The 25,246-nt window shown below is 50.5% G+C and carries 21 protein-coding genes; 6 read left to right on the forward strand and 15 right to left on the reverse strand.

Annotated elements, in window-relative coordinates; translation table 11 throughout:
* Nucleotides 1-61: 61 nt before the first annotated feature.
* Nucleotides 62-637, reverse strand: a complete 576-nt coding sequence (locus ADU23_RS06660) for a TetR/AcrR family transcriptional regulator (protein WP_053377502.1) — start codon at nt 635-637, stop codon at nt 62-64.
* 235 nt (nt 638-872) lie between these two features.
* Between ADU23_RS06660 and ytxJ the strand changes: the two genes are divergently transcribed.
* The 3 genes from ytxJ (at nt 873) to ADU23_RS06675 (ending at nt 4,143) form a co-directional block, all read left to right on the forward strand.
* Nucleotides 873-1,211 carry a bacillithiol system redox-active protein YtxJ gene (gene ytxJ / locus ADU23_RS06665; protein WP_053373032.1) on the forward strand — a complete coding sequence of 113 codons (339 nt, stop codon included), beginning with the start codon at nt 873-875 and terminating at the stop codon, nt 1,209-1,211.
* A gap of 450 nt (nt 1,212-1,661) precedes the next feature.
* Complete coding sequence (locus ADU23_RS06670) at nt 1,662-2,909, forward strand: S-layer homology domain-containing protein (RefSeq protein WP_053373033.1); 1,248 nt, start codon at nt 1,662-1,664, stop codon at nt 2,907-2,909.
* A gap of 124 nt (nt 2,910-3,033) precedes the next feature.
* A complete protein-coding gene (locus ADU23_RS06675) occupies nt 3,034-4,143 on the forward strand; it encodes a stalk domain-containing protein (protein ID WP_053373034.1) in 1,110 nt (369 codons plus the stop codon).
* 89 nt (nt 4,144-4,232) lie between these two features.
* Here the strand turns inward: ADU23_RS06675 and ADU23_RS06680 are convergent, their stop codons facing one another.
* The gene (locus tag ADU23_RS06680) at nt 4,233-5,615 is read right to left on the reverse strand and encodes an amino acid permease (RefSeq protein ID WP_082198434.1); all 1,383 of its coding nucleotides are present in this window, start codon (nt 5,613-5,615) and stop codon (nt 4,233-4,235) included.
* Nucleotides 5,616-5,865: 250 nt separating this feature from the next.
* Here ADU23_RS06680 and ADU23_RS06685 point away from each other — a divergent pair, with 250 nt between their 5' ends.
* From ADU23_RS06685 to ADU23_RS06695, 3 genes are all read left to right on the forward strand, one after another.
* Nucleotides 5,866-6,480 carry a PH domain-containing protein gene (locus ADU23_RS06685; RefSeq protein WP_053377503.1) on the forward strand — a complete coding sequence of 205 codons (615 nt, stop codon included), beginning with the start codon at nt 5,866-5,868 and terminating at the stop codon, nt 6,478-6,480.
* Nucleotides 6,481-6,682: 202 nt separating this feature from the next.
* A complete protein-coding gene (locus ADU23_RS06690; protein ID WP_231637327.1) occupies nt 6,683-7,381 on the forward strand; it encodes a response regulator transcription factor in 699 nt (232 codons plus the stop codon).
* Entirely contained in the window at nt 7,359-9,500 is a 2,142-nt protein-coding gene (locus tag ADU23_RS06695; RefSeq protein ID WP_053373037.1) for a HAMP domain-containing histidine kinase, read from the forward strand. Before ADU23_RS06690 ends, ADU23_RS06695 begins: the two co-directional genes overlap by 23 nt.
* Before the next feature lie 72 nt (nt 9,501-9,572).
* Here ADU23_RS06695 and ADU23_RS06700 read toward each other — a convergent pair whose 3' ends face one another.
* From ADU23_RS06700 to ADU23_RS06760, 13 genes are all read right to left on the reverse strand, one after another.
* On the reverse strand, nt 9,573-10,745 hold the full coding sequence (locus ADU23_RS06700) for a trans-sulfuration enzyme family protein (RefSeq protein ID WP_053373038.1): 1,173 nt from the start codon (nt 10,743-10,745) through the stop codon (nt 9,573-9,575).
* Entirely contained in the window at nt 10,742-11,569 is an 828-nt protein-coding gene (locus ADU23_RS06705; RefSeq protein ID WP_053373039.1) for a carbohydrate ABC transporter permease, read from the reverse strand. Before ADU23_RS06705 ends, ADU23_RS06700 begins: the two co-directional genes overlap by 4 nt.
* Complete coding sequence (locus ADU23_RS06710) at nt 11,569-12,450, reverse strand: carbohydrate ABC transporter permease (RefSeq protein WP_053377504.1); 882 nt, start codon at nt 12,448-12,450, stop codon at nt 11,569-11,571. The genes ADU23_RS06705 and ADU23_RS06710 overlap by 1 nt, the downstream gene beginning before the upstream one ends.
* 72 nt (nt 12,451-12,522) lie before the next feature.
* The gene (locus ADU23_RS06715; RefSeq protein ID WP_231637328.1) at nt 12,523-13,839 is read right to left on the reverse strand and encodes an ABC transporter substrate-binding protein; all 1,317 of its coding nucleotides are present in this window, start codon (nt 13,837-13,839) and stop codon (nt 12,523-12,525) included.
* Between the two features lie 107 nt (nt 13,840-13,946).
* A complete protein-coding gene (locus tag ADU23_RS06720) occupies nt 13,947-14,624 on the reverse strand; it encodes a FadR/GntR family transcriptional regulator (RefSeq protein ID WP_053373040.1) in 678 nt (225 codons plus the stop codon).
* A gap of 188 nt (nt 14,625-14,812) precedes the next feature.
* A complete protein-coding gene (locus ADU23_RS06725; protein WP_053373041.1) occupies nt 14,813-16,819 on the reverse strand; it encodes a copper amine oxidase in 2,007 nt (668 codons plus the stop codon).
* 308 nt (nt 16,820-17,127) lie between these two features.
* On the reverse strand, nt 17,128-18,000 hold the full coding sequence (locus ADU23_RS06730) for a hypothetical protein (RefSeq protein WP_053373042.1): 873 nt from the start codon (nt 17,998-18,000) through the stop codon (nt 17,128-17,130).
* Between the two features lie 108 nt (nt 18,001-18,108).
* Nucleotides 18,109-19,335, reverse strand: coding sequence for a pyridoxal-phosphate-dependent aminotransferase family protein (locus tag ADU23_RS06735; protein ID WP_053373043.1), 1,227 nt, complete (start codon nt 19,333-19,335; stop codon nt 18,109-18,111).
* A complete protein-coding gene (gene allC / locus ADU23_RS06740) occupies nt 19,332-20,618 on the reverse strand; it encodes an allantoate deiminase (protein ID WP_053373044.1) in 1,287 nt (428 codons plus the stop codon). Before allC ends, ADU23_RS06735 begins: the two co-directional genes overlap by 4 nt.
* 29 nt (nt 20,619-20,647) lie before the next feature.
* A complete protein-coding gene (locus ADU23_RS06745) occupies nt 20,648-22,018 on the reverse strand; it encodes an allantoinase (RefSeq protein WP_053373045.1) in 1,371 nt (456 codons plus the stop codon).
* Between the two features lie 192 nt (nt 22,019-22,210).
* Complete coding sequence (locus tag ADU23_RS06750; RefSeq protein WP_053373046.1) at nt 22,211-23,308, reverse strand: ABC transporter substrate-binding protein; 1,098 nt, start codon at nt 23,306-23,308, stop codon at nt 22,211-22,213.
* Nucleotides 23,309-23,395: 87 nt separating this feature from the next.
* Nucleotides 23,396-24,292, reverse strand: coding sequence for an ABC transporter permease (locus ADU23_RS06755; RefSeq protein ID WP_082311023.1), 897 nt, complete (start codon nt 24,290-24,292; stop codon nt 23,396-23,398).
* On the reverse strand, nt 24,292-25,053 hold the full coding sequence (locus ADU23_RS06760; RefSeq protein ID WP_053373047.1) for an ABC transporter ATP-binding protein: 762 nt from the start codon (nt 25,051-25,053) through the stop codon (nt 24,292-24,294). The genes ADU23_RS06755 and ADU23_RS06760 overlap by 1 nt, the downstream gene beginning before the upstream one ends.
* Between the last annotated feature and the right edge of the window lie 193 nt (nt 25,054-25,246).

Raw genomic sequence — 25,246 nt, forward strand, 5'->3', positions numbered from 1 at the left:
AATCACTGATTGACCATTTTTCTCATTTAGTCATTTTTCTGTGTAAAAAAAGGCATCCAGGCTATTCCGGAGCCAATCCTACTTGCATATAGAATCGCAGTTGTTCCGCTACTTGCTGCTTATTCAGCGGTTCATGCGTTTTTTTCCATTCTACGGTGAGCGCCATATACAGCCGCAGCATGACGAATGCTGTCATCTCCGGGTTGCAAGGCTTAATTTCGCCTTTATCCATCGCAAGCTGTACCTGCTGCTGAATGTAGCCAACAACCGCCTTCTCGATTTGCTGAATGCCCTCTACTGCCATCGGGGTACCGATCTCGCGCACCTCATGAGACAGCTTGAGCGCAAGCTCATGCTCCTCGCGGAATTCAAGCAGCTGCTCGAGCGCAGCGTTCAAATTATCGAAAAAACGCCGATTCGGATCAACGACTCTCTCCGCCACCTGTTTCATTTCGATAATAAGCCGCTTCATAATTTCGTGGAACAGCTCTTCCTTATTCGTAAAGAACGTATAAATCGTCCCTTTGCCTACATTCGCAATCTTCGCTACCTGATCCATCGTCGTCGCCTTATATCCAAACAACGCGAACGACTTACCCGCAGCATCCACAATCTGCTGTCGTCGATCAATGGCCATTCCTTCACCTCCGTGCGTTCGAATCCTCGTTTGAATAACTGACCAAAAAACTAAAACGGTCATTTCGACTTCCGTAATCATAGCACGCTCCATTTCCGATTGCAATACCTAAATTAGCAGAACAATCCGCAGTAGCCTATTCGCCTAAAGATGACTTTACTCGGCAAAAAGAGCTATAATACAAATACAGTTGTAACTATCTTCTGCACAGCAGATAAAAAGGAGTGTATCCCTTATGTCATACAAAGAAATTACGTCTATTGAAGAATGGAATAATGTTTATGAGGCTTCCGCTACTCGTCCACTCGTTGTATTCAAGCACAGCACAACTTGCCCGGTAAGCGCGAACGCTTTTCAAGAATTCAACAACTACCTCGACGGCAAGCCAAGAGAAGACGTGGAATACGTGCTCGTGAAGGTCATAGAGTCGCGCCCCGTTTCCAACCAAATTGCAGAAGACACATCCGTTAAGCATGAGTCGCCGCAAATTATGTTCATCGAGAAAAAAGAAAAAGTATGGACGGCTTCCCACTGGTCTGTTACGAAGGCTCATATTGCTGCGGTTCTTGACTAATCATTACCCCCTTACTAATAAAACTCCCAGCCCTTCGCTTTTAAGCGCAAGGCTGGGAGTTTTTATTTTTAATTCCTTTACTATATCCCAAGATCCAATAATCATTCCTCTTCTCCATCTACAACGGCTTTGATTACGAATTTCAACTGTTCATTTTCAAATTTATCCATAATGAACAGGTCGCCGCATCTTATTCATCCATTATTTTCATATATTCGTCTATTTTTGTTCGTTATTGTTCTTTATCATAATGTGATTTTTGTTATCTTATTGTCTCCAAAAAAACGCTGAAACCCCCTATATCTCACCACCATGCTTAAAGGCTCATGGCACTTAGAACTAGAAAAGTAGAACTATTCATGCCATTCAGCCCATTCTCAATAACGCATTATTGTGGTTATCTAGAGAATGTCGGAATATATCGTTTTTTATAAATTAGGGGGATATTTTATGAAGCGTTTCGCTTTAATCGCAGTCGTCATCACCGTTTTTTGGGCAGCGTTCTCTGGCTCACTCGCAAATGAACAAGCAATAGCAGCGTCATCGACGCCCATATTCAAAGATATTAAAGGCCATTGGGCGGAGAAAACGATTAACGATATGGTAAAACAAGGGATTTTAGACGGATATCCGGACGGGACCTTCCGACCACAAGAACCCGTGAAGGTTGATCAATTTATTAAAATGCTCATTCTTTCGTATACCGATTTGCATCAAAACGGTTCGCGAAGCTGGAACATACCGTTCCTTCAATCGCTTAGCGAAGAGAACCAAGCCATTTTGAAGCAGGATTACCGCTATTTCGACTTCAAGCCAAGCCCGGTAGGCTATTGGGCTAAGCAGTTCATAGATGTAGCAAGCGATCTTCATTTTCTGAACAAGAGCAGATATAACGATTTCCAAGCCGACATGACCCGCGAGAACGTCGCAGAAATTGTCTACTACACCATTCAGGAAACGGAATTTCTTGAGGACGGATTGTTCGGCCAGAAAATGGCCCAAGCCTACGGCGATCTCATGGGCGCCACCGAGCGCGAGCAAAAGTTTATCGCCGAGACGCTTGTTAAGGGCATTATGCAGGGTTACCCGAACGGCTTCTTCGGCGTTGGCGATACCGTCACTCGCGCGGAGTCGCTTGTCATTCTGAACCGTCTTACCGACAAATCGAAGCGGCTAGCCGTGCCCGTCTCTCCCGAGAAGCTGGAGCGTGTCGTTCCAACTGCTGGCGGCGGCAAAAAAATTATTATTTTCCCAGACAAACGGATGTGGGACGCTTACGAAGCGCTTCTTGTGGCGGGGCAATTGCGGGGCTCGAATCATGACTTGTACGAAACGACGCTTCGCCTCTTCAAGGATCAATCGGAGAAAGACAGCGTAATGAACCGTCCTTCCGGCTCGGCGGCACTAAATGAGGAAGCGGCTGTATGGCTTGATCCGCAATACAATACCTACGGCATTACGATGAGGCTTCGCGAGGGCACGCTTGCCCGCAACAAAGAGGTTGTCGAGCAATTCGCCAACCAGCTGTTCGGCTATAACGCCTCCACGTTCAAGGAGCTGTTCAACGATCTTAGCAAGCGCGTCGAGTCGGGCGCAAAGGTAGCCTCCCAGCAGAAGCTGATCGGCACCGACAACGTCAGCATTCAAGTGGACGCAGCGACGAAGACGGTTATTTTCTCCATTGCTACAAAAAAATAGGCTTATTCCTGTTTAAAGAAGCTGCCTGAAGGTTAATGACCAGAAGCAGCTTCTTTTCGTATGCAACATCAAGATTCATTCTCTCGTCTATGCTTAAACCCACTATCCATGAGGAGGTTTTTCAATGAAGCACACAAGCCCTAAACAATCACGTTCAACTCGCAAGGCCGCAACCGTTATCGCTGCCGCTATGCTATTTGCGTCCGCTCCCGTTGCAGGATGGCTCCCTGGCGGCGGGGTAGCAGCCGCGGCCGCGCAGCAGCTAAAAATCGTCTCGCAGCCTTTTGTCATAGACGGCATCCGCTCTTCCATACCTACCGCCAATGTAGATGGAAATACGTATATCAGCATCCGTGCGCTTAATAATAAGCTTGGGCTCTCGACAAGCTGGGATGCGGCAACCAGATCGGTTGTCATCAAAGGGCGTGACAGAACACTTTCCGCCTCACCCGATGATGGCAGCTACAAGCTAAACGGCCAGCCTTTATATGGCAATCCCGCGATTTTAATTAACGGCTCCACCTACCTGCCGCTTCGATTTGTTTTGGAGCGAATGGGCTATGGTATTTCGTATGACGGCAAAACGCGTACCGTTGGCATTGAGACAATCAAAGAAAACGCGCTGTCCATCGGCACGGAAACGATCAGCAAAGTGACGAAGGACCAATCCTTGCTCATCCATTATCCGGTCATAACGGGTTATACGAACGAAGCGTCACAGACCAAGATCAATGAGTTTCTAAAGCAAGAAGCAGAAACCTATGCCGCCTCAGGCCAGCAAGCTATTGCCAAAGCTGCTGCGGACAACAAAGAAATGGAAGCGAACAATAAAGACATGACGATGCCTGTCTTATCCTTCGACGGCGCTTATACCATCACGTATAACGAGCAAAATACGGTCAGTCTCTACGTCGACTACTATTCCTATCTCGGCGGTGCGCATGGCATGACCGAGCGCGTGTCGTACACGTTCGATCTTATGACGGGCGAGGAGCTTAAGCTTGAGGATGTAACGAGCGGCAATTTGAATTACACCTCTATTATCGACGCCTCTATTCGTGAGCAAATCAAGGCTAGAAAGCTGCTTCTGATCTCGCCGTTTGAGGGAATTAAGCCGGATCGCGACTTCTACCTTAAGCATGGCGCTGTTGTGATCGCATTTGGTCAATACGAATACACCTCCTATGCAGAAGGCATGCCGGAATTCGCTATTCCGTTCAAAGCATTCGAGTAGACAACCATTTGATCGCCGCACAAAACAAAGAAGGTCTCTATCGGGCAGCAGCCTGATAGAGACCTTCTTTTTCTTTAAGTTGCTGCCGTCTACTCCTCCGGGTCCAGCTTGCATTCAGCAAGCGTAAGCATGCGAGTACGATGCTTCCATTTGTGTCCGATAAAGATGGCGAGGAACAACGGGATTCCGATATAGGAAGCAATCATATAAGGCCAGTCGATGCGGCCGTCCTTGATCGCTCCGATGAACTGTCCGCCAATGACGACTATACAGAGCAGCATCGCCAGTATCGGACCGAAGGGGAACCACTTGGCACGGTAGGCAAGCTCCTTCAGATCCCGTCCCTGAGCTACGTAAGCTTTGCGGAACCGGTAATGGCTGATGGCAATGCCTAGCCAAACGATAAACCCAGACATGCCGGATGCATTGAGCAGCCATACATAGACAACCCCGTCGCCAAAGAACGAGGCAAGAAAAGCTAGCATGCCGAGCGCCCCCGTTACGAGAAGCGACGCGACCGGAACGCCGCGCTGATTAAGGCGAGCTAGAAAACGAGGCGCTTTGCCCTCCTTCGCAAGCACCCAAAGCATGCGCGTGGAAGCGTACATGCCTGAGTTGCCCGCCGACAATACGGAGGTTAAGATGACCGCATTCATAATAGAAGCCGCAACCGCAAGCCCGGCCTTCTCGAAAATAATCGTAAACGGACTCGTCGAAATATCGCCGCTCGCCAGCTGTTCATTCGAATAAGGAATCAGCATGCCGATCAGCAGAATCGCAAATATATAGAACAAGAGAATGCGCCAAAAGATGGAGCGGATCGCACGGGGAATATTTTCGCGCGGATTCTCGCTCTCTCCTGCCGTAACGCCGATCAGCTCCGTCCCTTGAAACGAGAAACCCGCCGCCATGAACACGCCTAGAGTTGCCAGAAAGCCCGCAGGGAAAGGATTATCCGTCAGGTTGCTGATGCCAACGGCCGGTCCGTTCCAAATGCCGATCACCATCATAAGGCCTAGCGCAATAAACACGATTACCGTTACGATTTTGATCATCGCAAACCAGTATTCCGATTCTCCGTAGCCCTTGACGGACAAGAGATTGAGACCGAGCATAAGCAGCAGGAACAAGCCGCTCCACAGAATGGAAGGGCTGTTCGGAAACCAAAATTTCATAATCAGCGTAGCTGCCGACAGCTCCGCCGCAATCGTGATCGCCCAGTTGTACCAATAGTTCCACCCTAGCGCAAAGCCTAGCGATGGATCAACAAACTTAGTCGCATAGGTGCTGAACGTTCCCGATACGGGCATGTGGGTAGCCATCTCGCCTAAGCTAGTCATTAGAAAATAAACCATAATGCCAATCAGCGCATAGGCAAGCACCGCGCCTCCGGGTCCAGCGGAATGAATAGCGCCGCCGCTTGCTAGGAACAACCCCGTACCAATGGAGCCTCCCAGCGATATCATTGTCATATGCCGGGCCTTCAGCCCCCTGTGCAGCGTATTCGAATCTTCCTGTTTCTTGCTCAATTACAAAACACTCCGTTCTTCACCACTTATCGACTTACATCGTTATCACGTATGCCATGTCCTCAGTTTGTTAATTTTTTATCATTTTATCCATCTGTTAGGAAAAAACCTTAAAATGAATGATCATAAAATCAGAAATCTATTATATAATGAGTGCGTAATAAGTCAAAGCAATTATGAAGGGAATGGTACGATGTTTGGTAAATTAGCTGCAGACGCGCTAGGACTAAGCGACATTGGCGTCATTATCAAGCCGGCGGATTTCAGCAAAGCTGATTCTGACGATTATGTCATGCATGAGGATAATGAGAAGATTTATTTTCTCATTAAATCAAAGTCCGACGAATACTGCTTTACGAATCTCGCCCTTATCCATTTGGACGGCACAAGCGCACTGAGCAAGAAACGCACGCTAAAACGTTATTCCTACAGCTCAAACCAAATTTCACAGGTCGCGCTTGAAACCGCTGGCACTGTCGATCTTGACGTCGAGATCAAATTCACCATCGGCTCCGTTCCATTCTCGATCGACGTCAACAAGAAGCATATCGAAGAGCTGAAGGACCTTTATAAAGCGCTGATCAAAATCTCCGAAATTACTCGCGAGAATGAAATTTCGCTTGAATACGCAAGACGCAGCATGGATCTCGCATCCTCAACGCTGCAGCATTTCCACAAAGGAGACTTCAATGTCGTTGAGCAGTTCGACGGATTGAACAAATCCGCTTTCAATTGGCTTGTAAACACACATAAGCAGTATCGCATTAAAGATTTTGGCGCTATTTTTGAGCGTTATATTAACAACTAAATCCTTTATTTGTAAGGTAGTGTGACCAAGCAGATCAGCAGTTTGAGGCTGATCTGCTTTTTTTCGTGGATGACAGCGTTTTTATGTAATATTACCTTACATACATATTGCGAAATTCATTCTTTCGCGTATATATTTAAACGAAAGGGTAACGTTTATATCACATGCGAAGAGGTGAATCGACTTGCCAGGAGAACTCATATTGACGGTAGATGATGAAGTTAGAATCGGCGAGCTCGTAGGCATGTATTTATCCAAGGACGGCTTCCGCCATTTGAGCGCAACAAGCGGCAAGCAAGCGATCGAGCTTACCGAGAACGAGCAGCCTTCGCTTATCGTGCTTGATGTTCTGCTTCCCGATATGGAAGGTTATGAGCTCTGCACTAGGCTGCGGCAAAAGACCGATGTCCCGATTATGTTCCTCACCTGCAAGGATACCGAAATCGATAAAGTGGTCGGGCTAAGCGTCGGTGCGGATGATTACGTCAGCAAGCCCTTCAGTCCTATCGAGCTGGTTGCCCGCATTAAGGCACAGCTTCGCCGCAACCGGATCGTCAATAATCGGCAATCCGAGTCAGCACCTTCGGCTGTGATCGCTTCCGAGCATGTGCAGCTGCGTATCGACGCGCATGAGGTATACGTCGACAACAGACGAATCGAGCTGTCCGCCAAGGAATTCCAGTTGCTTGCCTACCTCATGCAAAACGCGCGCCAAGTGCTCACGACCGAACGTCTGCTCAGCCATATATGGGGATATGACAGCAGCCTCGACACCAAAACCCTGCAAGTGCATATCGGGCATTTACGCAAAAAAATCGAGCGCAATCCGTCGTCTCCGTCACGCATCATAACGATACGCGGCATTGGGTACAAATTCGATGAACCGATTAAAGAGCATTAAGGCTCTCCTCCGGCCGCGCACCTTCGCCTTTCAAATGCTGGCGGCTATGCTGACCGTGTCTCTTATTCCGCTGCTATTATTATCCGCGTTCGCCTTACAAACGGTCACCTCTCAGCTTCATCGCTTCAGCGCTTTGAATACCGCACTGATCGAAAAAAATTACATAAGCATGTACGAAGCGAATATTGAAGAGCAGGTTCGCGCCATTGATACCGAACTCCGCCTTGTCGAGGATGCGGTTCTCCTGTCCAAAGCGCTTGCGGAATCTATTTTCTCTACTGAAAATCATACGGCCGTACAGCCCATCTCCTTCCTGTACGATTCGAAGAAGCACCGTTTTACCGAGAGGCATACAGACGGCATGGGCGTCATTTCCATTCGCACAGATAACCCGCTCGCTTATCCGTCTCCCGAGCAGGCTTACGATTTGGCGCTAAGCAAAGCTTTGTTTCCGCTATTCAAATCCGAATCGTCCCGAAAGCAAAATATCGTATCGATGTACTATATCCATCCAAAATCCGGCTCCTTCTATTACCCGGAATATACAGGCCCATTAGAAGAAGAGACGGCAAAGCCCATAAACACGCTGACCTCTTACAAATTTTATTCCGATGCCTTAAACGTCAGGCCGAAGACCAATCAGGTCGCATGGACGAAGCCCTACCTCGACATTACGCCAAGAGGCTGGATGTTCACCGCAACAACGCCTGTTTATGATGAGAACCGTGTCCTAAAAGGGGTCGTAGCCGCTGATGTAACGATCGAACGCTTCGTTAACAACGTACTGGATACGAGATTCGGCGACGAGGACGGCATCGCGCTGCTGCTTGGAACCGATCACGAGCTGATCGCCGCCCAGCAGCATGGAGCTGGCGAGATCGATCAGCTCGATTTGGCCGCCCTCTTCAGCCAAGATACGGTAAACAGCTTCCGCCGCATGCAGCTTGGCGGCCAGCAGAAGGTTGTATTCAGCCGCGCCATCCCATCGACCGATTGGATACTCGGCTATATTATTCCGGAGCATAAGCTCCTTGAATCGATTCATGCGGCTACGGATGAGCTTTCAACACAAACAGGCGACCGGCTCATCGTCCAGCTCACCCTGCTCGGCTTAGTCGCCGTTGGCTTATGCGTCATCCTCTCGTTTTATTTGCGCTCCAAAGTGTCACGGCCCGTCAACCTGCTTGCCGGCGCCTTCGCTGAAATGGGCGAAGGCCAATTCACCGCTTCATTAGATGATACGCGAACACTCGAATTCAATCAGCTGCTAAGCTCCTTTAACCGGATGTCGCTCAAAATTCGCGAGCTAATGGAGCAGCAGTCGGAGCTTAACCAACAGCTTGAGCATAAGGTGGAGCTGCGCACGGAAGAGCTGCGCGATATGAATAACGAGCTGGAGGCGCGCGTGGATGAGCTGCTGCGGCTCGAGCATTGGCGCAAGGAGCTGTTCATGAATATATCGCATGACTTGAAAACACCGATCACCTTAATCCGCGGCTACATCGAAGCCATTAACGACGGCACGATCAGCGGCGAGGATACGGGTATCTTCTTGCGCAGAATATACGAGGATATCCAAACGATCAATCAATTCGTTCGCAATTTAAATGAACTGAGCCTCCTCGAAACGCGCCAGCTGGAGGCAAAATTTGACGTTGTGGAAGCAGACGCCTTTTTCAGGGACATCGTGATGAAGTGGGAAGCATATATGAAGCTGGAGCGCCGTCCCTTTCATACGAATCAGCTTGCAGCTGGCGGCCGCCTGCGCGCCGACCCCCATCTAATCAGCCGTGTAATCGACAACCTGCTGGATAACGCCATGAAATATTCGGAGCCGGGCAGCCCTATAACCTTTGCATACGAGCTCGCTGACCAAGTCGCCATCTACCGCGTCATCGACAACGGAGCAGGCATTCCGGAGGAGTCACTGCCTTATGTGTTCGACTCCTTCTACCGCGTCGATAAGTCAAGAAACAGCGGCATACCGGGCAGCGGACTCGGCTTATCGATCGCCAAAGAAATTGCCGATATCCATGGCGGCCAGCTCAGCGCAATGCCTAACCCCGAGCATGGCCAAGGCTGTATTTTCTCCCTAACGCTCCCGCTTTTCCGCGCTTGAATGACGCTGAGCTTGCTCATCAAAAAAGCGGCTTCTCCAAGGTACAATACCACGGAGAAGCCGCTATTTATTCTACGCAACAGGATTACACACTTGCTCCCAAGCCCGATTGATATCCGCAATCAGATCGCTTGGGTCCTCCATTCCTACATATAACCTAACGATAGCGGCCGAATGGTCGCTGGTTTTCTCGTCGCTTACCGGGCGATTAACGGTTACCAAACTTTCGAAGCCGCCCCAGCTGACGCCGATTTTAAAATACTTCAAACGGTTTGCCCATTCCTTCATTTTCTCGAGCGGCTCACTGGAAAGGAAGGAGAACACGCTGCTTGCCCCCGACATCTGGCTCTGCCCAAGCTCATACTGCGGATGGGAAGGCAAGCCCGGATGGTTGACGCGGGTGACATAGCTTTGCTTAACGAGATGCTCAGCCACTTGCAGCCCGCTCTGTTCATGTCTTTGCATGCGCAGCGGAAGCGTCCGCAGGCCTTTGGCTACAAGCGCAGCCGTTTGGGGAGTCATAATGCCGCCAAGCAGCATATATTCATTGTTCTGAATACGCTCCACAAGCTCTTTCGAGCCCAGCACGACACCTCCGACACAATCGCTGTGCCCGCCGATATATTTGGTTATGGAATGCACCACCAGATCAACCCCCAGCTTAGTCGGGTTTTGATAGCACGGTGTCGCCCAAGTATTGTCAATGATGGTTACGGCGCCTATGCTTCGAGCCAGCTCCGCGCATTTCCTCAGATCCTGCAGCTCAAAATACATCGTCGTCGGACTTTCCAAATAGAACAGCTTCGTATTCGGGCGCACGGCACTGCGCCACTCTTCCATTGAGCTTCCGTCGATAAACGACGTCTCCACGCCAAAACGGCTCATATAGGAACCAAGAAATTCGCGTGTCGGGCCGTAGGCCTGATTGACGCAGATTACGTGGTCGCCTTGCGAGACGACGGACATAATGCTTGAGGAAATGGCGGCCATTCCCGAAGCAAAACATTTGGCGGACTCAGCCTCTTCCAAATCCGCCAGCTTCATCTCCAAATATTGAACGGTAGGGTTGTTCCCGCGCGAGTAAATATGATGGTCCAGCTGCGCTTTCATCGCTTCGTCGAATTGATCGTAGCTATCAAAGGCAAACAGGCTGTTTTGATAAATCGGTACATGAATTGCGCCATGATGTCTCTTGTCTAGCGGATCATAGGCTGTCTTGGTGAATTGTTTCTCTAGTTTGCTCATCCTTTTTCCGCTCCTTGCGTCAAGCCTTCCACAATGAATCTTTGGGCGAAAGCAAATAATAAAATCGTTGGAATAATCGATAATACCGCTCCGGCGGACATCGCTCCCCAATCTACGTCAAATTTAAGTATGAATGAATTCATCGCCACCGGCAGCGTCTTCAGCGCATCGTTATCGATGAACATAACCGCCAGAAACAGCTCATTCCAGTTTTGCACGAAGGCGAAGATGAAGGTCGAAGCAATACCCGGCAGCATGACCGGAATGATGATTCTCACAAGCGCCGTCCACCTTGAGCATCCGTCGATCATCGCCGCTTCCTCCAAGCTCGAAGGAATCCGCTCGAAAAACCCGCGCAGCATGATGGTCGAGAATGGGATAAGGCCAACGGTGTACATAAGAACTAGCGAAATCCGGTTATTGATCAAGCCCATGTTGCTCATCATCAAGTAAAGCGGAGCAAGCGCTACAAATCCGGGCAGCATTTGCGTAGCGAAAAAAGCGAGCATAATTTGCCGATGTCCCCGAAACTTAAAGCGGGCAAGCACATATGCGCTTAAGATGGCGATAACGAGCACGATAATCGCCGATGAAATGGCCACCAGCAAGCTGTTGCCGATGTAAATATGAAACTTTGATATTTTGAAAATATGAATATAATTGTCCAGCGTAAACCGTTCCGGCCAATATTTCAGCGGAAATGAAAAAATATCTTTTTGCGGCTTGAGCGATGTAATGATAATCCAATACAGCGGAAAAACCATAATCAGCAAATAGATAGCTAAATAAATGATTTTGGACGCTCCCAATAGTCGCAGCTTCATTAGAAATCCCCCGCTTTCTCCGCCTTGGTGACTGACAGAAAGAAGATCGTATAGAGCAGCAGAATAACGATCATAATGATGCCAATAGCAGAGGCGGCTCCGTAATCTCCCGCATAAATGATTTTATCGAGCATCAGGGAAGAGAGAATATGCGTACTGCCGGCTGGTCCCCCGTTCGTCAATCCGTATATAATCGTCGGATCGTTGAAAATCCAAATGGCCCTCAGCAGCGTGGTCGCGATAATCGTCGGCAGAATGTAAGGCAGCGTAACGTTCCACAGCTTGCGGAAGCTGTTCGCTCCGTCCATTACCGCCGCTTCATAAAGCTCGGAAGGCACCGATTGCAAAGCCGCCAAAAGCATGATGGCGAAAAACGCTATGCCATACCATACGTTGGCGATAATGACGGATGTCATCGCCCATTTTGGGTCTGATAGAAATCCGATTCTCTCATGAATAATGCCAAATTGGAGCAGAATGTCGTTGATAACGCCAATCTGGGAGTTGAACATCCACTTCCAGATCATCCCGATCAGGAAGCCGGACAACGCCCAAGAATAGAATACGAAGCCTTGGTATATTCCCCGCCCTTTAAATGGTTTCTTGAGCAGGAGCGCAAGCGTAAAACCAAATAGAAATTGAAAAATGAGCGAGAAGAACACCCAGTACGCGCTGTTCTCCATAGCCATTAAAAATTTCGGGTCTTTAAAAGCAATTTTAAAGTTGTCTAGCCCGATGAAGTGGACATTGCGCAAATCAAACAGCTTATATTCCTGGAAAGCCATAACGATCCCTTTAAGAAAGGGGTAGTAGGTGAACGCCAGCACGAGCAGTAAGGCGGGAATCAACCCAGATAGAATAAACGCCTTTTGTTTTTTCATTTCCGCACCGCCTTTCGCAGATAAAGGTTGATGGGCGGCAACTATTTCGCCGCCCATCATGACTTCACGCCGTTATTTTTTTAATTTCGCTTTCTGATCAACCCAGTATTCGTCCCACTTCTTGAGCGTATCGTCAAGGCTCGAACCGCCAAGCAGCAGCGATTGTCCGGACTCCATCGCAACTTGTCCCCATTGTGCGTTGCCCGGATATTGGAACGCCGGCTTGAAGTTTACGAACACATCCGGATTGTTGGACATGTCGATTAACGTCTTGTACGGGCCGGTTTTGAAGAACTCGTCTTCCGTAGCTTTGGTATGAATCGGAATCAAGCCGTAATCCTTGGAGAACGCTGTGTTCGCTTCAGGACTGGAGAGGAATTCCACCAGCTTCCAAGCTTCTTCCTTATGCTTGGATTGGGATGCGATCCCCCATCCGGCTCCGCCGGCTGCGAACAGCGCTTTGCCCGTTGGACCGGTTACGAGTGGAGCAGTTGCCCAAGTGCCTTCTGTCATCTTCTCCTGCAAGGATTGGATAACGTCCGGATCCTGCAGCAATATGCCGGTTACGCCAGACGTGAATGCCTGTACTTGCTCTTGGAAGCCCCAGTTGATCGAATCCGGAGGCGAAGCGTCCTTGTACAGCTTCAGGTAAAGCTCCATGCCTGCTTTTGCTTCAGGCGTGGAATAGACCGTTGCCCCGTCTTTCGTAAACATGGAGTCTTCCAAGTTCACCTTGTCGCCGTTGTAAGCTAGAATGATTGCATCCGTAGTTCCCGTGGAGCCAGCGCCGCCGCGGAACGAGAAGCCGAAGCGGTTTTTGGCCGGATCCGTTAGCTTCTTCGCTACCTCGTACAACTCGTCCCAAGTTGTCGGAGGGTTTAGGCCTGCTTCTTTCAGCCAGTCCGTACGGTAGAACATTTGTCTTTCATAGAGGCCGTTAGGCACAAAATAAAGCTTATCCCCTATCGATCCGACCGACTTGGATACGGAGCTAACCGTAGCGAAGTCGCTCCATTTGTCGGCGTAAGCGTTAAGCGGCTCGAGATATTCGTTGTTCACGTACTCGGCAACGTTTAAATCCCGTGCTTCCAGCACGTCAATCTGCTCGTTGGACGCGAGCATCGTTCTGATTTTGTTGTCCGCCTGATCAAATGGCGGCGAAATAAATTCCACTTTAATGTTTGGATTGGCCTCCTCAAATTTGGTGACCATGGCTTGAATCAATTCGGTTCTCTTCGGGCTAGTCAAGCTTTCAATCATGCGAAGCGTGACCTTGTCCCCGCCACCGTTGCCGCCTTCGGCTTCATTTTTACTTCCGCATCCCGCTAGCATACCAATCGTCAATATTGCACATAACAGTGAAGCCAACATTTTTCTACGCGTTCTCATCGATTTAAATCCCCCTTTAAATCACATGTATCATACAGTCGTCCTGTCTGATAGGTAGATTATATTGAAAGCGCTTTACCCTGTCAATACAAAATAAAGCGCTCGCATCAAAAACTTTTAATCTTTTCTTCAATGCAATCCATCATCTTATTAAACTCTTCTAAAGCGCCTTCCGTATTATGGGCAGCTATGGCATCAAACATCGTTCTATGATAAGGATAAGTCTCGTCGAACAGCTGTTTCTCGCCTAGCGGCTCGTTAAAGAACTTCTCGTACAGCCCTGAAATGGAGTCCATTACCGTCTCAAGAATAGGGTTGTGGGCGGCTTTAATCACGTAGCGATGGAAGGCCAAATCGATTTGCGAAGTATCTTTATTGCTTTCCTTCAAAGCCTGGTACTGCTGAAGGCATATCTCCAATTCCTTGATTTGGGCCGGTGTAATGCTCTTCGACGCCAGCTCAACCGCCTTCCCTTCCAACGCTCTGCGGATGTCGAGTGTATTTAATAGATAATTGCGTTCCCGCTCAATCTTAACCTTTCCCGAAAAACGAAACGTATGGACGTCTCTCACAAAAATGCCCTTGCCATTCTCCACTCGAACGATGTCTACCGCTTCCAAATATCGCAAAGCCTCTCGCAAGGAGGAACGGCCGACGCCGAACATTTGTGTCATTTCCTCAACGGATGGGAGCTTATCCCCCTCTTGAAGGTCTTTCTCCTGAATATAGTTTTGAATTTCCTGAGATACCAATTCATGTACTAGTATTTTTTGAATTTTCCTCATAGACTGCTTCTCGCTCCTCACCTTACTACCTATCGGATAGGTAAATCTTAAGGTACAGTTCTAGGATTGTCAATGAGGGTGATACTCAAGTCAGTCATTATCGCCAGCTTCGTTTTTTCAAAAAAACACGGCGTATAAACCTGCCGGGCTTATGATCGCCCGGCAGCTTGTTTTATACAGCGAAGCTCTTACTCTGTCTTATTCAAATCCAGCGTTGGCGTTTCGTTGAAGAAGTTGAACGGCTTAATCATAGCGGTTACCCACTCAGTCGGCATGATTGGGAATTCCTCCGCCCGCATTACATGCGTCGTTCCCGTCGTCAGCCATACGACTGTATCCTTATCCTCAATGCTGCGGTTTTGCTGCGTCCACAGGCCAAGTCCCGTGTCTTTGTTATGCGTCGTATATTTGCCTTCGGAATATTGCTCATCCTTCTTGTAAGGCGTTACCCAAATATGGTTATTAATAAATTCCGCACGCTTCAGTACATAGTCCGTTTTCGTGAATAGAGGTTCTTCCATAAAGGGATGAGTGCCGCCTGCATAAGGCATAACCTGATAGCCCGTTGCATAACCAAGCTTATTTTCCTTGCTCGTGTTCGTCACGAGGACGATTTTGTCCGGATCAAACTTTTGAATCGCGTCCTGCTCGAGCTTGTAGGTCTTCTCCACCGTAATCATCTCGCTGCGCGCGAATTCCGGATTTTTGACCGTAACCGCCTTCGGCAAAATCTCGCCAACGGAGTTCGATTCCCCGTCCACATCCAAATCAAGCCTGTAGCTAAAAATATGCTGATGCGTCGGCGCGACGATGTTCGCATCAACAAGCTTGCCGTTACGCGTATCGCTCACCGCTGTCTTGTCAGCCATCGTCTTGGAATCGACCGCTTTGACCTGAGCCAGGCCGGTTGCTCCTGCCATCAGCTTGATCGAACCGTTTTGCAGGAACACCCAGTCAAGCACATAATCGTAGTTGCCGATCGTAGCAATCGCCCGCAGCACAAGCTCGCGGCGCTCTCTCGCATCGCCGTTATGCGACCATTCCGGGTCCGCGTAGCGCTCGAACAAAGCAAATGAGTTTTTAATAACTTGCGCTTTTCCTTGCGTGTCATTAACGGCTGCGTCGAACAAGGTCGCATTCTTCGGCACATCGGAACCGATGTTGAGCGTCCGAGTCGATAAGCCTACGCCGTATTCGCCTGCATCCATAAATATTTTGTACAGCCAAGCCGCGTCAGGGTCGCCATAAGGAACCATCATGCCGCCAAGACCGCCCTCGTACATAATTTTGCGCTTATTGCCATTCTCCGTATAGGATACAGTCGACACCATCGGCCCTACTCGCGGATCTAGACGGAAGTGGAACTTCCAGTTCTGCCAATCGACCGACGTCCCTTTAACGGAGAAGCTTGCGCCTTGCGGCTGGCTGATGATGAGCGGTTTAATTTCGTCCGTCCGCTTCGTCTTGATCACCTTCGTGTAATCGTTCGGATCGGTGGAGACCGGAGGATTGCCCGACTCGTAAATTTTTATTACTTTCTTGGCGTTCAAATCAACTAGGAAGGCGAGGCCATCCATCGGATGCGCAAAGTTGTTGACGGCACCCTCGATCTTCGGACGAGGCACCGACATGGCAAGTCGCGAGCCCGGCGGTGTCAGCTCTGGACCATAGTCGCCCAGCGGACCGTCTGCGAAGGAGACTTTGCTCAGATCGGTTATGCCATGCCTTGCAAGTGCGGCAACTGCTTCCTTATCCTTTTCGACGATGGCCTCCGATTGTCCCCACTCCGTGTAGAATGGCCAGCCTTCCTTCACTTCTTTCCAGTACACGACCTTATCCGTATCTAAATTCACCGTGCCTTCATACGGCTTGTTTTCCTTAATGAGGGTGAACGTCGCCTCCCTAGGCAGCTTCGCTCCTCCGGCATCATCCCAAGCCCATACCTTTTGCTTCTCCGGCTCCTCCAGCTTAATTTCAGAGAAATACATATCCTTGCTGCCATATTGCGACTTGCGAATGATGTCGGCTGCTTCTTCAATCTCCTGCGGACTCAGCGGATTAAGCGGATGATAGACGATCTTGTCGATCTCCGCCGCACTGAGCCGACCAAGCCCAAGCGCCCCCGGAAAAATATTTATAGATGCAATAACGACGGATGCCGCAATAACGGATACGACTAGCTTCTTCTTTCTCATAGTTTCCCTCCCATTATTATTTCTCTATTAACCGGTGATGCTCTCGCCAACTGGCGCTCGTTATTCACGCTTCCATCGCATTCCCCTTTTCCGTTTGTTGATGTTACATACTCTAACATGCGAAGGTAATAGAATACGGATATAAAGGTAAAGGAAACTTAATATGTTTATCCGTTTTTGGTAAAGCTTTGCCTTGCCGTGCAGCACAAAAAAAGCCTACCTGCGATAGCAACGCTCTCCCGCTCCAAATAGGAAACCGAAGTTTGCTCTCGTAGATAGGCTCATCTAATTAACACTGGCTCTAGCAGCTACACTTGTATGACAAAAGGCACAATCAAAGTCTGTCCATTACGCTGGAACTGGCCCCATATTTTATAGAGGCCGCCCGCCGGAAAGCTGACGCCGAATACCGCCTGCGGCCCAGATGATGCCCAGTTCAGCGGATGGATATGAATAAACTGCTCGGTCTTCTGGTCAATTGCGACAACATGACCCACCGCGCCAAGGTAAAGCTCCAAATCCTCAATCGGCTCGCCCGTCTGCTCGTCAGTGAACGTGTAGGTCATATTCATCGCGGTTTGCGGCACCGGCTTCTCAGCGAACGCAAGCTCAACCTTCATGCCGTCCACATGGGCAACCAAGCTCTCGCTTGGCTTCAAAATAGACGGCGCAGCCGCCGCGCCCTGGACCTCTACCTCGCCTATTCGCGTCAGCTCATTCATCCCTTTTGGCAAAAAATCCGCATACAGCTTATATCCGCCGCCCGATGGGAACGCAATCGGAAGCTCGAACAGCCCGTCACCTTTATACGCCGGATGAACATGCTGGAACTGCTGCAAATCCTTGCTTACGACGATGAGATGAAGCAGCTTCTCATTCGAAATGGCGAAGTCATTGACTGTGGCTCCGCGACCATTCACAACGGTTAATGCAAGCAGGGATGGCTCACCTGCTGCCGGCTCGCCCTGCGGCCAAGACAGCTGCATTCGCACCCCCTTCTCCGCCGCCGACTCCATCGCCGGCCCTGCATGCCGATGCGCAAGGGATAAGGCATAAGGGTCGAGAAACGGATCCGACAAATCGCCCGAAGCCGTTGAGCGATCCATCCCTTGCAGCAGAAATGCCGCCGTCAAAGCGATTAGCAGCATCGTCATCATAAGCGTCCACTTGTATTTAACCATCCCCATGCCCCCATTCCGATTCATTCACCATGAGGTCATTGTATAGGTAGCGGGTAAAAGGAAGGCCGCGGCAAAGTAAATTTAAAGTAAAGTTTTTATAAAATGTGGCTACATCGCATAGGCATCCATCGCAGCTTGCAGCGCTTTGCCCGCTTCCAGCGTGTGACCATGGCGGAGCAGCACCGCTTCGAGCGCCCCAAGCGTAAGCAGCACGTTCCGTTTGCTGCAGCTATAGCCCATTGTGCCGACGCGCCATATTTTGCCCTTCAGCGGACCGAAGGAGCTGGCGATTTCGATGCCATAATGGTCAAGCAGCATCGACCTGACCGATTCCCCGTCTATTCCTGCGGGGATTTCGATGCAGGTAACGACGGTCATTTTGCAGGACGGATCCCCGTAAAGCCGCAGCCCCATCGCCTCCAAGCCGGCAATCAGCGCGCCTTCATGCTCGCGGTGCCGGGCGAAGCGCGCTTCGAGCCCTTCCTCCAACACTAGGCGCAATCCCTCGCGCAGCGCATAAAGCATCGAGGTTGCCTCCGTGTGATGGTTAAGCCGCGCCGGACTCCAGTAGTCCTGAAGCTGGCTCAAATCCAAATAGTTGCTCTGAATCGGGCGCAGCAGCGGATCATCCTCGCCATCGGCGAGCAGCAGCCCCCTTTCAATTCTTTTGCGGCTTTGCAGCTTTGCTTCCGCCCGTTTGTTGTAGGTGATAGGCGCCATTCCGGCCGGTACGGATAAGCATTTCTGCGTACCGCCGATAACGGCATCAATAAGCAGACGATCCGTCGCCACCTCGATACCGCCGATCGTCGCAACGGCATCCACTACGAATAGCGCATCAGCTTCCCTGCACGCTTGCCCTATTCCTTCGAGCGATTGCATTCTCCCCGTCGACGTCTCGCCATGGACAATGGCTACGAGCTTAGGCTGATGCTCCCGAATCGCGCTAACGATTTCCTCCGTGCCGAAGGTATAGCCCCATTCCTTCTCCAGCGTTACAACCTCAGCGCCGCAGCGCCTTGCAATCTCCGTAAGCAGATGGCCAAATCGCCCATAGATAGGCACAAGCACCTTATCTCCCGGCTCAATTAAACCAACGAGCACCGCTTCTATGCCCGACCTTGATGTCCCGTCCACCGGAAACGCCCACTCGTTATCGGTCTTGAACAGCTGCCGCAGCATCTCCATCGTCTCGTTCATAAGCGCCGTAAATTCGGGATCAAACTGCCCCAGTATCGGAAAGGACATCGCCCGCAGCACCCGCGGGTCAACCTCAACCGGACCAGGCGTCATAATGGTGCGCGGCGACGGCGATAAATCCCTATAAGCCTTCATAACTCTTCCCCCTCATAGCCTAATCGGTAAAGCAGCTCCGTTAATACGAGTACGCCAACCGCAAGATCGCGCGGCTCCGTATACTCCTCGGGCGAATGCGAAATGCCGCGCCTGCTCGGAACGAACAGCATTGCAGTCGGGCAAATATGCTCAAACATTTGGGCATCATGCCCCGCTCCGCTAACCATTCGTTTCGAGGAAATCGCCATTTTGCCGCATACGTCATCCATATGCGCTTTGAGCTTGTCATTCATAGGCACCGGCTCTTCCCGAAACCATTCCGTCCCATGAATAGCAAGCCCGCGCTCGTCAGCAAGGGAAGCAAATTCCCGCATTACCCACTGGCAAAAGCTGTCCAGCGCCGGCTCATCGGCATGGCGGGCATCAACCGTAAAGATAACCTTGCCCGGCACGACATTCGGCACATTCGGCTGCACCTGAAGCCTGCCAACGGTCGCTACGAGCGGCTCGCCCAGCCGAATCGCCTCTTGGCGGAGCGTCTGAATCATCATGCTCACACCTTCAAGCGCATCCCTTCGCATATGCATCGGCGTCGTTCCCGCATGATTCGATTCGCCGACGACCTCGAATTTCATTCTGCGCTGGCCCGCAATCGTCTCGACCACTCCGATTGCAATGCCCTCCTTCTCCAGTACCGCGCCCTGCTCAATATGGACTTCAATAAAGGCGCCAATATCGCTGCGGCGGCTATCCCTGCCCATTCCCTCGCCAAAGCCGCATCGCAGCATCGCATCCGCAAAAAACACCTCTTGCGTATCCTGCAAATGTACGATTTGCTCAAAATTCCGTTTCCCCACGATGCTGCCCGAGCCCCAGTAAGCCATCGGAAACCGACTGCCTTCCTCCTCGCAGAGGGACACGATCTCAAGCGTACGCTTCGGCTTGCCGAACTGCCGCTGCAAATAATCCAGCGCCAGCAGCCCTGCCGCAATGCCATAGGCTCCGTCATACATACCGCCTTGAACTACCGTATCAATATGGGAGCCCGTTATAATCGAAGGCGCATCCAAATCCTCGCCTAGTAATTTTCCAAATAAGTTGCCTACACTATCATATTCCGTCTTAAGTCCGTATCCTGCCATTTTCTCCGCTAGCGCCTGCTGTGTTTCTAGCCAGCCGTCGGTGTAAAGCAGCCGCGTAATGCCGCCTTCTTCATCCGGGCTGAATGCGGCCAGCCAGTTCAATACCTGCATAACCTGCGTCTCGAAATACGATAATAGCCGGTCCTTCTCCTGCGGGGAGACACGTGCACTTCGCTCCATAACTGCTCCTCCTATCCCGTTAGCCAAATCTATTTAACCCACTTGCCATGCTTACTCTCGCTAAGTCCCGCAGCTTCCTCATATACTAAGCGTCCCCGTAAATAGGTGGACTTTATTTGGCAATGAAGCTGTCTGCCGATATACGGGCTGTGCTTATGCTTTTGATACAAATGCTCCTCTTTCAATTGGTAGGATTTGTTCAAGTCAAGCAGAACCAGATCGGCGTCCGCGCCGATTCGTATTTCGCCCTTGGCAGCCTGCAAGCCAAAGCGCCGAGCCGGGCCGCCTGCAAGCAAATCGCTGAGCAGCGTGAGCGGCAAGCCCCGCTTGATATGACCCTCCCCGACTATAAGCTCCACCGAGCTTTGCGCGCCGGCAATGCCGCCCCATGCATCAAAGAAGTTATCCGCCTCCTTCATAGAGGCCGGACAAGGCGAGTGGTCCGATGAGATCATATCGACACGCCCATCGGCAATGGCGCTCCACAGCTTTTCTTGTTCTTCTGCATCTCTCAGCGGCGGCGAGCATTTGGCAACCGCGCCGCTCACATCTAGATCCGCTGCCGTTAAAGCCAAATAGTGCGGACAGGTTTCCACCGTCACATTCATCCCGCGCTCGCGCGCCGCCGTAATCGATTGAACGCCTGCCTCGCTGCTAATATGGACAAAATGAAGCGCACAGCCCGTCTGCTCCGCATAAAAGAGCGCCCGGTTAATCGCCTCAAGCTCCGCGATGATAGGCCGCGAGGCAACATAATCAGCTGGCGTTAACCGCCCTTCCGCCCGCATAGCTTGGCCGAGCTTAGCGACAATCGGCTCACTCTCGGCATGCAGCGCAAGCACCTTATTCACGCTCGCAATGATTTTCATTCCTTCAAGCAGCGTATAATCGTCCACCTCGCGGAACGCATCCTCGCTCGGATCGCCCGGCGATGACATAAACGCCTTAAAGCCCACCACGCCTGCCTCGTGCAGCGGAATCAGCTCATGCAGCTTGCCCGGCACTAATCCGCCCCATAAGGCATAATCCACATAGGACCGATCGTTTGCGGCAGCCAGCTTCTGCTGCATCGCGCTCACGGTAACGGTAGGCGGAATCCCGTTCAGCGGCATATCGACATAAGTCGTGCAGCCGCCAGCCGCAAGTGCTGCCGACCCCGTCTCAAAGCCCTCCCAGTCGCCTAGGCCGGGCTCGTTCAAATGCACGTGTACATCAATCATGCCGGGCATGACCGTCAGTCCGGACGCATCCACAAGCTCGGCCGCCTGCTCTTCGCCCAATCCCTCGCCAAGCTGAACGATTTTCCCCGCTTTAATGCCTATATCAAGCACAAGAACCTCATTTTTTAATACGACGGTACCATTTTTTATAATGACATCCAGCTTATCTCGTCCGACCATCTAATTCCCCGCCTTTCTCGGCTTAAACGCTCTGCTTGCAGTTTATGAGGCCATACAGCCAAATAGTTAAGCTTCATTTATGAAATTTTTGTCCTTTGCAGCAGCTTTGTAAAAAAATCAGGCCGCGGACTATGAGGTCAGCGGCCCGATTTTTTTTCTTAATTGGCGTGTAGCGCCATGCTCTTCCGTTTGCTATTTCAGCTCGGTTACGATCAAGCTTGCATCTACTTCTTTCAACAGGCTTAGGTCATGGTAGGAAGCTGCCGCCGGAATCGACTTGATGTTGCCAACCGACTTCAGGTATTCGCCAACAGCGGGGCCGTTGCTTCCGTTCACGTAGGTGTCGCCAACCTCCATCGCGTACACGTTGCGGCTCATAATTTGCGTAAGCTCTTCTACGCTTAAGTGCAGCTCAGGAGCCAGCGTCTTGATCGCTTCCTCACGGTTGTCGTTGATGTAGTCTGTCGCTTTCTTCAAAGCGCGCAGCACTGCTTTCAGCGTGTTCGGGTTCTTCGCAAGGAAATCATCCGTTACTTGAATCGTCGTATGCACGCTCATCCAGTTCACGTCTCCTTGCTTGTCAGGCAGCTCGCTCTTCGTTCCGCTGAACAGGAATTTGCCGCCGCCTTGAATCGCCTTCGTAATGAACGGCTCCCATGCAGCCAGCGCATCGATATCGCCCTTCTCGAGTGCGACAACCGCATCGCTTGGCGCAAGGTTTACGTATTTGATTTTGCTGGCGTCTACGCCAAGCTCTTTGGCCATGTTGTTAATCGCGATCGTAACGTCGGCGCCGCTCGGGATACCGATCGTTTTGCCTTCCAGATCCTTCGCGCTCTTCAGCTCAAGCTTGCTTGAACCAACTACCGCTTGCGTGCCGGCGATTTGAGCGAGCGGCGCAATGATTTTGACCGGAATATCCGTTGATTTTAAAATAATATCCATAAAGTTCGTTTGAATGCTTACCGGTGCGCTTCCTCCGGCAACCATCGGACCGATATCCGGGCCGCTCTCAATCAGTTGGCTAGTTACGTTAAGCCCTTCTTCCTTGAAATAACCAAGCTTGTCGGCAATAATTTGCTGCGAGGAAATTTGAGCGTCACGAACGCCAACGAGCGTTAGATCCACTGTCTCAAGCGCCGTGGAAGCCTCCGTAGAAGCTGGCGTATTCGATGCTGCTCCTCCATTCGTTGCCGCTGGCGCATTATTGTTGCCGCCGCAGGCAGCAAGCACAAATGTTAACGACGTAAGTACAATTGCAGATTTGAACCAATTTCCCGATTTCTTCATAGGTAATCCCTCCACTTTTCTCTTTGTAGTTACTTGGTTTTGCGCCTTGCGGGTTTCGCTTGTTACTCCAAGGCTTGATAGGCGGCTCTACTTCTCGATGGCATCTCGAAGCCCGCCTTTACGCCAAACCATGACCCTCTTCTCAACCAGCTTCAGCAGATAAGAGAACAAGCTATATTCCAAGCCAATCAAAATGATGGCAATGAACATATTGGAGATTTTGAAATAATTTCTTGCGTCAACGATGATGTAGCCGAGCCCCGATTTTGCGCCCATCATCTCAGAGACAATGAGAGCGGAGAAGGAGAGTCCGAGACTTACCTGCGCGCCAACAAGGAAATTCGGTATAGCCGAAGGCAGCATCACTCTTGTGAAAATTTGCCGCTCCGACGCCCCCAGACTGAGCGCCGAACGAATCAGCGTCGAAGGAACGGATTTGAAGCCGTCAAGCGTATACACCAGCACCGGAATAAAGGTAGTCCACGCAATCAGCAGCACCTTCGGAAACTCGCCGATTCCGAACCAGATAATGAACAAGGGCAGAAGCGCCAGCGTCGGAATCGGCCCGACTAGATTTAGAATCGGCGAGAACCAGCGCTCCACCGTTTTGAACTTGCTCATAATGACGCCGAGCCCCACGGCTGCCGCGCTGCCGATGACAAACCCGAGTGCGATGCGGATCGTGCTGGAGATCAGACTGTCCGTAATAATGCCGGTCTTGGCAAGATCCCAGCCTTCCGACAGCAGCACCGTCGGCGCCGGAAGGAAGTTTGGATTAAAGAACTTGGCGGTTTCATTCACTCTAGAGAACAGCTCCCAGAACACAAAGAACAAGATCGAAGGGAGAATGTTATATTTTTGAAAAAACGTATTGATTGCGGACGGGCGCTTGCTGCGGGCTTGCTTGTTAATGGACGTCGCTCCGCCCAGTGCGGTCGAACCCGCTCCCGCTTCCTTCATCGCAGATAATTTGGCTCCATTCATTACGACCCCACCTTTGCAGGAGCAAGCTCCAAATGCTCCTCATCCATTAGGACCCGTTCAATCCGGCTCATCATCTCCCCAAAGCCTGCGGAATGCGACGAACGCGGATGCTTGATGCCTACCTCGAAAATTTCCGCAATCTCGCCATGCTTCATGACGACCACGCGATCCGCCAAGTACACCGCTTCACTGATGCTGTGCGTTACGAATAGGATCGTTGGCTTTAATTGGCTGCATATCTTTTGCAGCTCGACGCGCATCGTCTCCCTCGTCAATACGTCCAGTGCGCCAAAGGGCTCATCCATGAGCAAAATATCCGGCTTGCTCGCAAGCGCCCTCGCTATGCCAACGCGCTGCTTCATGCCGCCAGAGAGCTCGCCAGGATAGTGCGAAGCGTATTGCTCCAGTCCCACCAGCTTCAGAAACTCCATCGCCGTTTCCTTCGCTTGCGCTTTCGGCATCCTCTGTACCTCCGGGCCAAAAGCGATGTTGTCCCTAATCGTCATCCACGGAAAAAGCGCATGGTCTTGAAACACCATTCCCCTTGATTTCGAGGGTCCCTTAATTTCTTCTCCGTCTACCGTTATGGCGCCGTCGTCAGGCAGTAGATAACCTGCAATCATATTTAAGAGCGTCGATTTGCCGCATCCGCTATGGCCAAGTATGCATATAAACTCGTGTGAGTTAACTGTGAGATCTACATTTTTCAAAATCGTCCTGCTTCCGAAGCTCTTCCCAACTTGGCTGACTACTAATTTCATTTCTCCAACCCCAATCCATTTTGTTGTCAGTTTACGTTACATGTATCGGTGATGTATAGCTACATCATAATCGGAATCGAATGCATTGTCATTGTGCACATTAGCTAAAAATAACCGTAATCCATTGAATATCTTATACAAACATACATTTACACCCACAAGCATAAGTGATATATTTATGTCATAAAATATA

This window comes from Paenibacillus sp. FJAT-27812 (genome assembly GCF_001273905.1).
Classification (GTDB): domain Bacteria; phylum Bacillota; class Bacilli; order Paenibacillales; family Paenibacillaceae; genus Pristimantibacillus.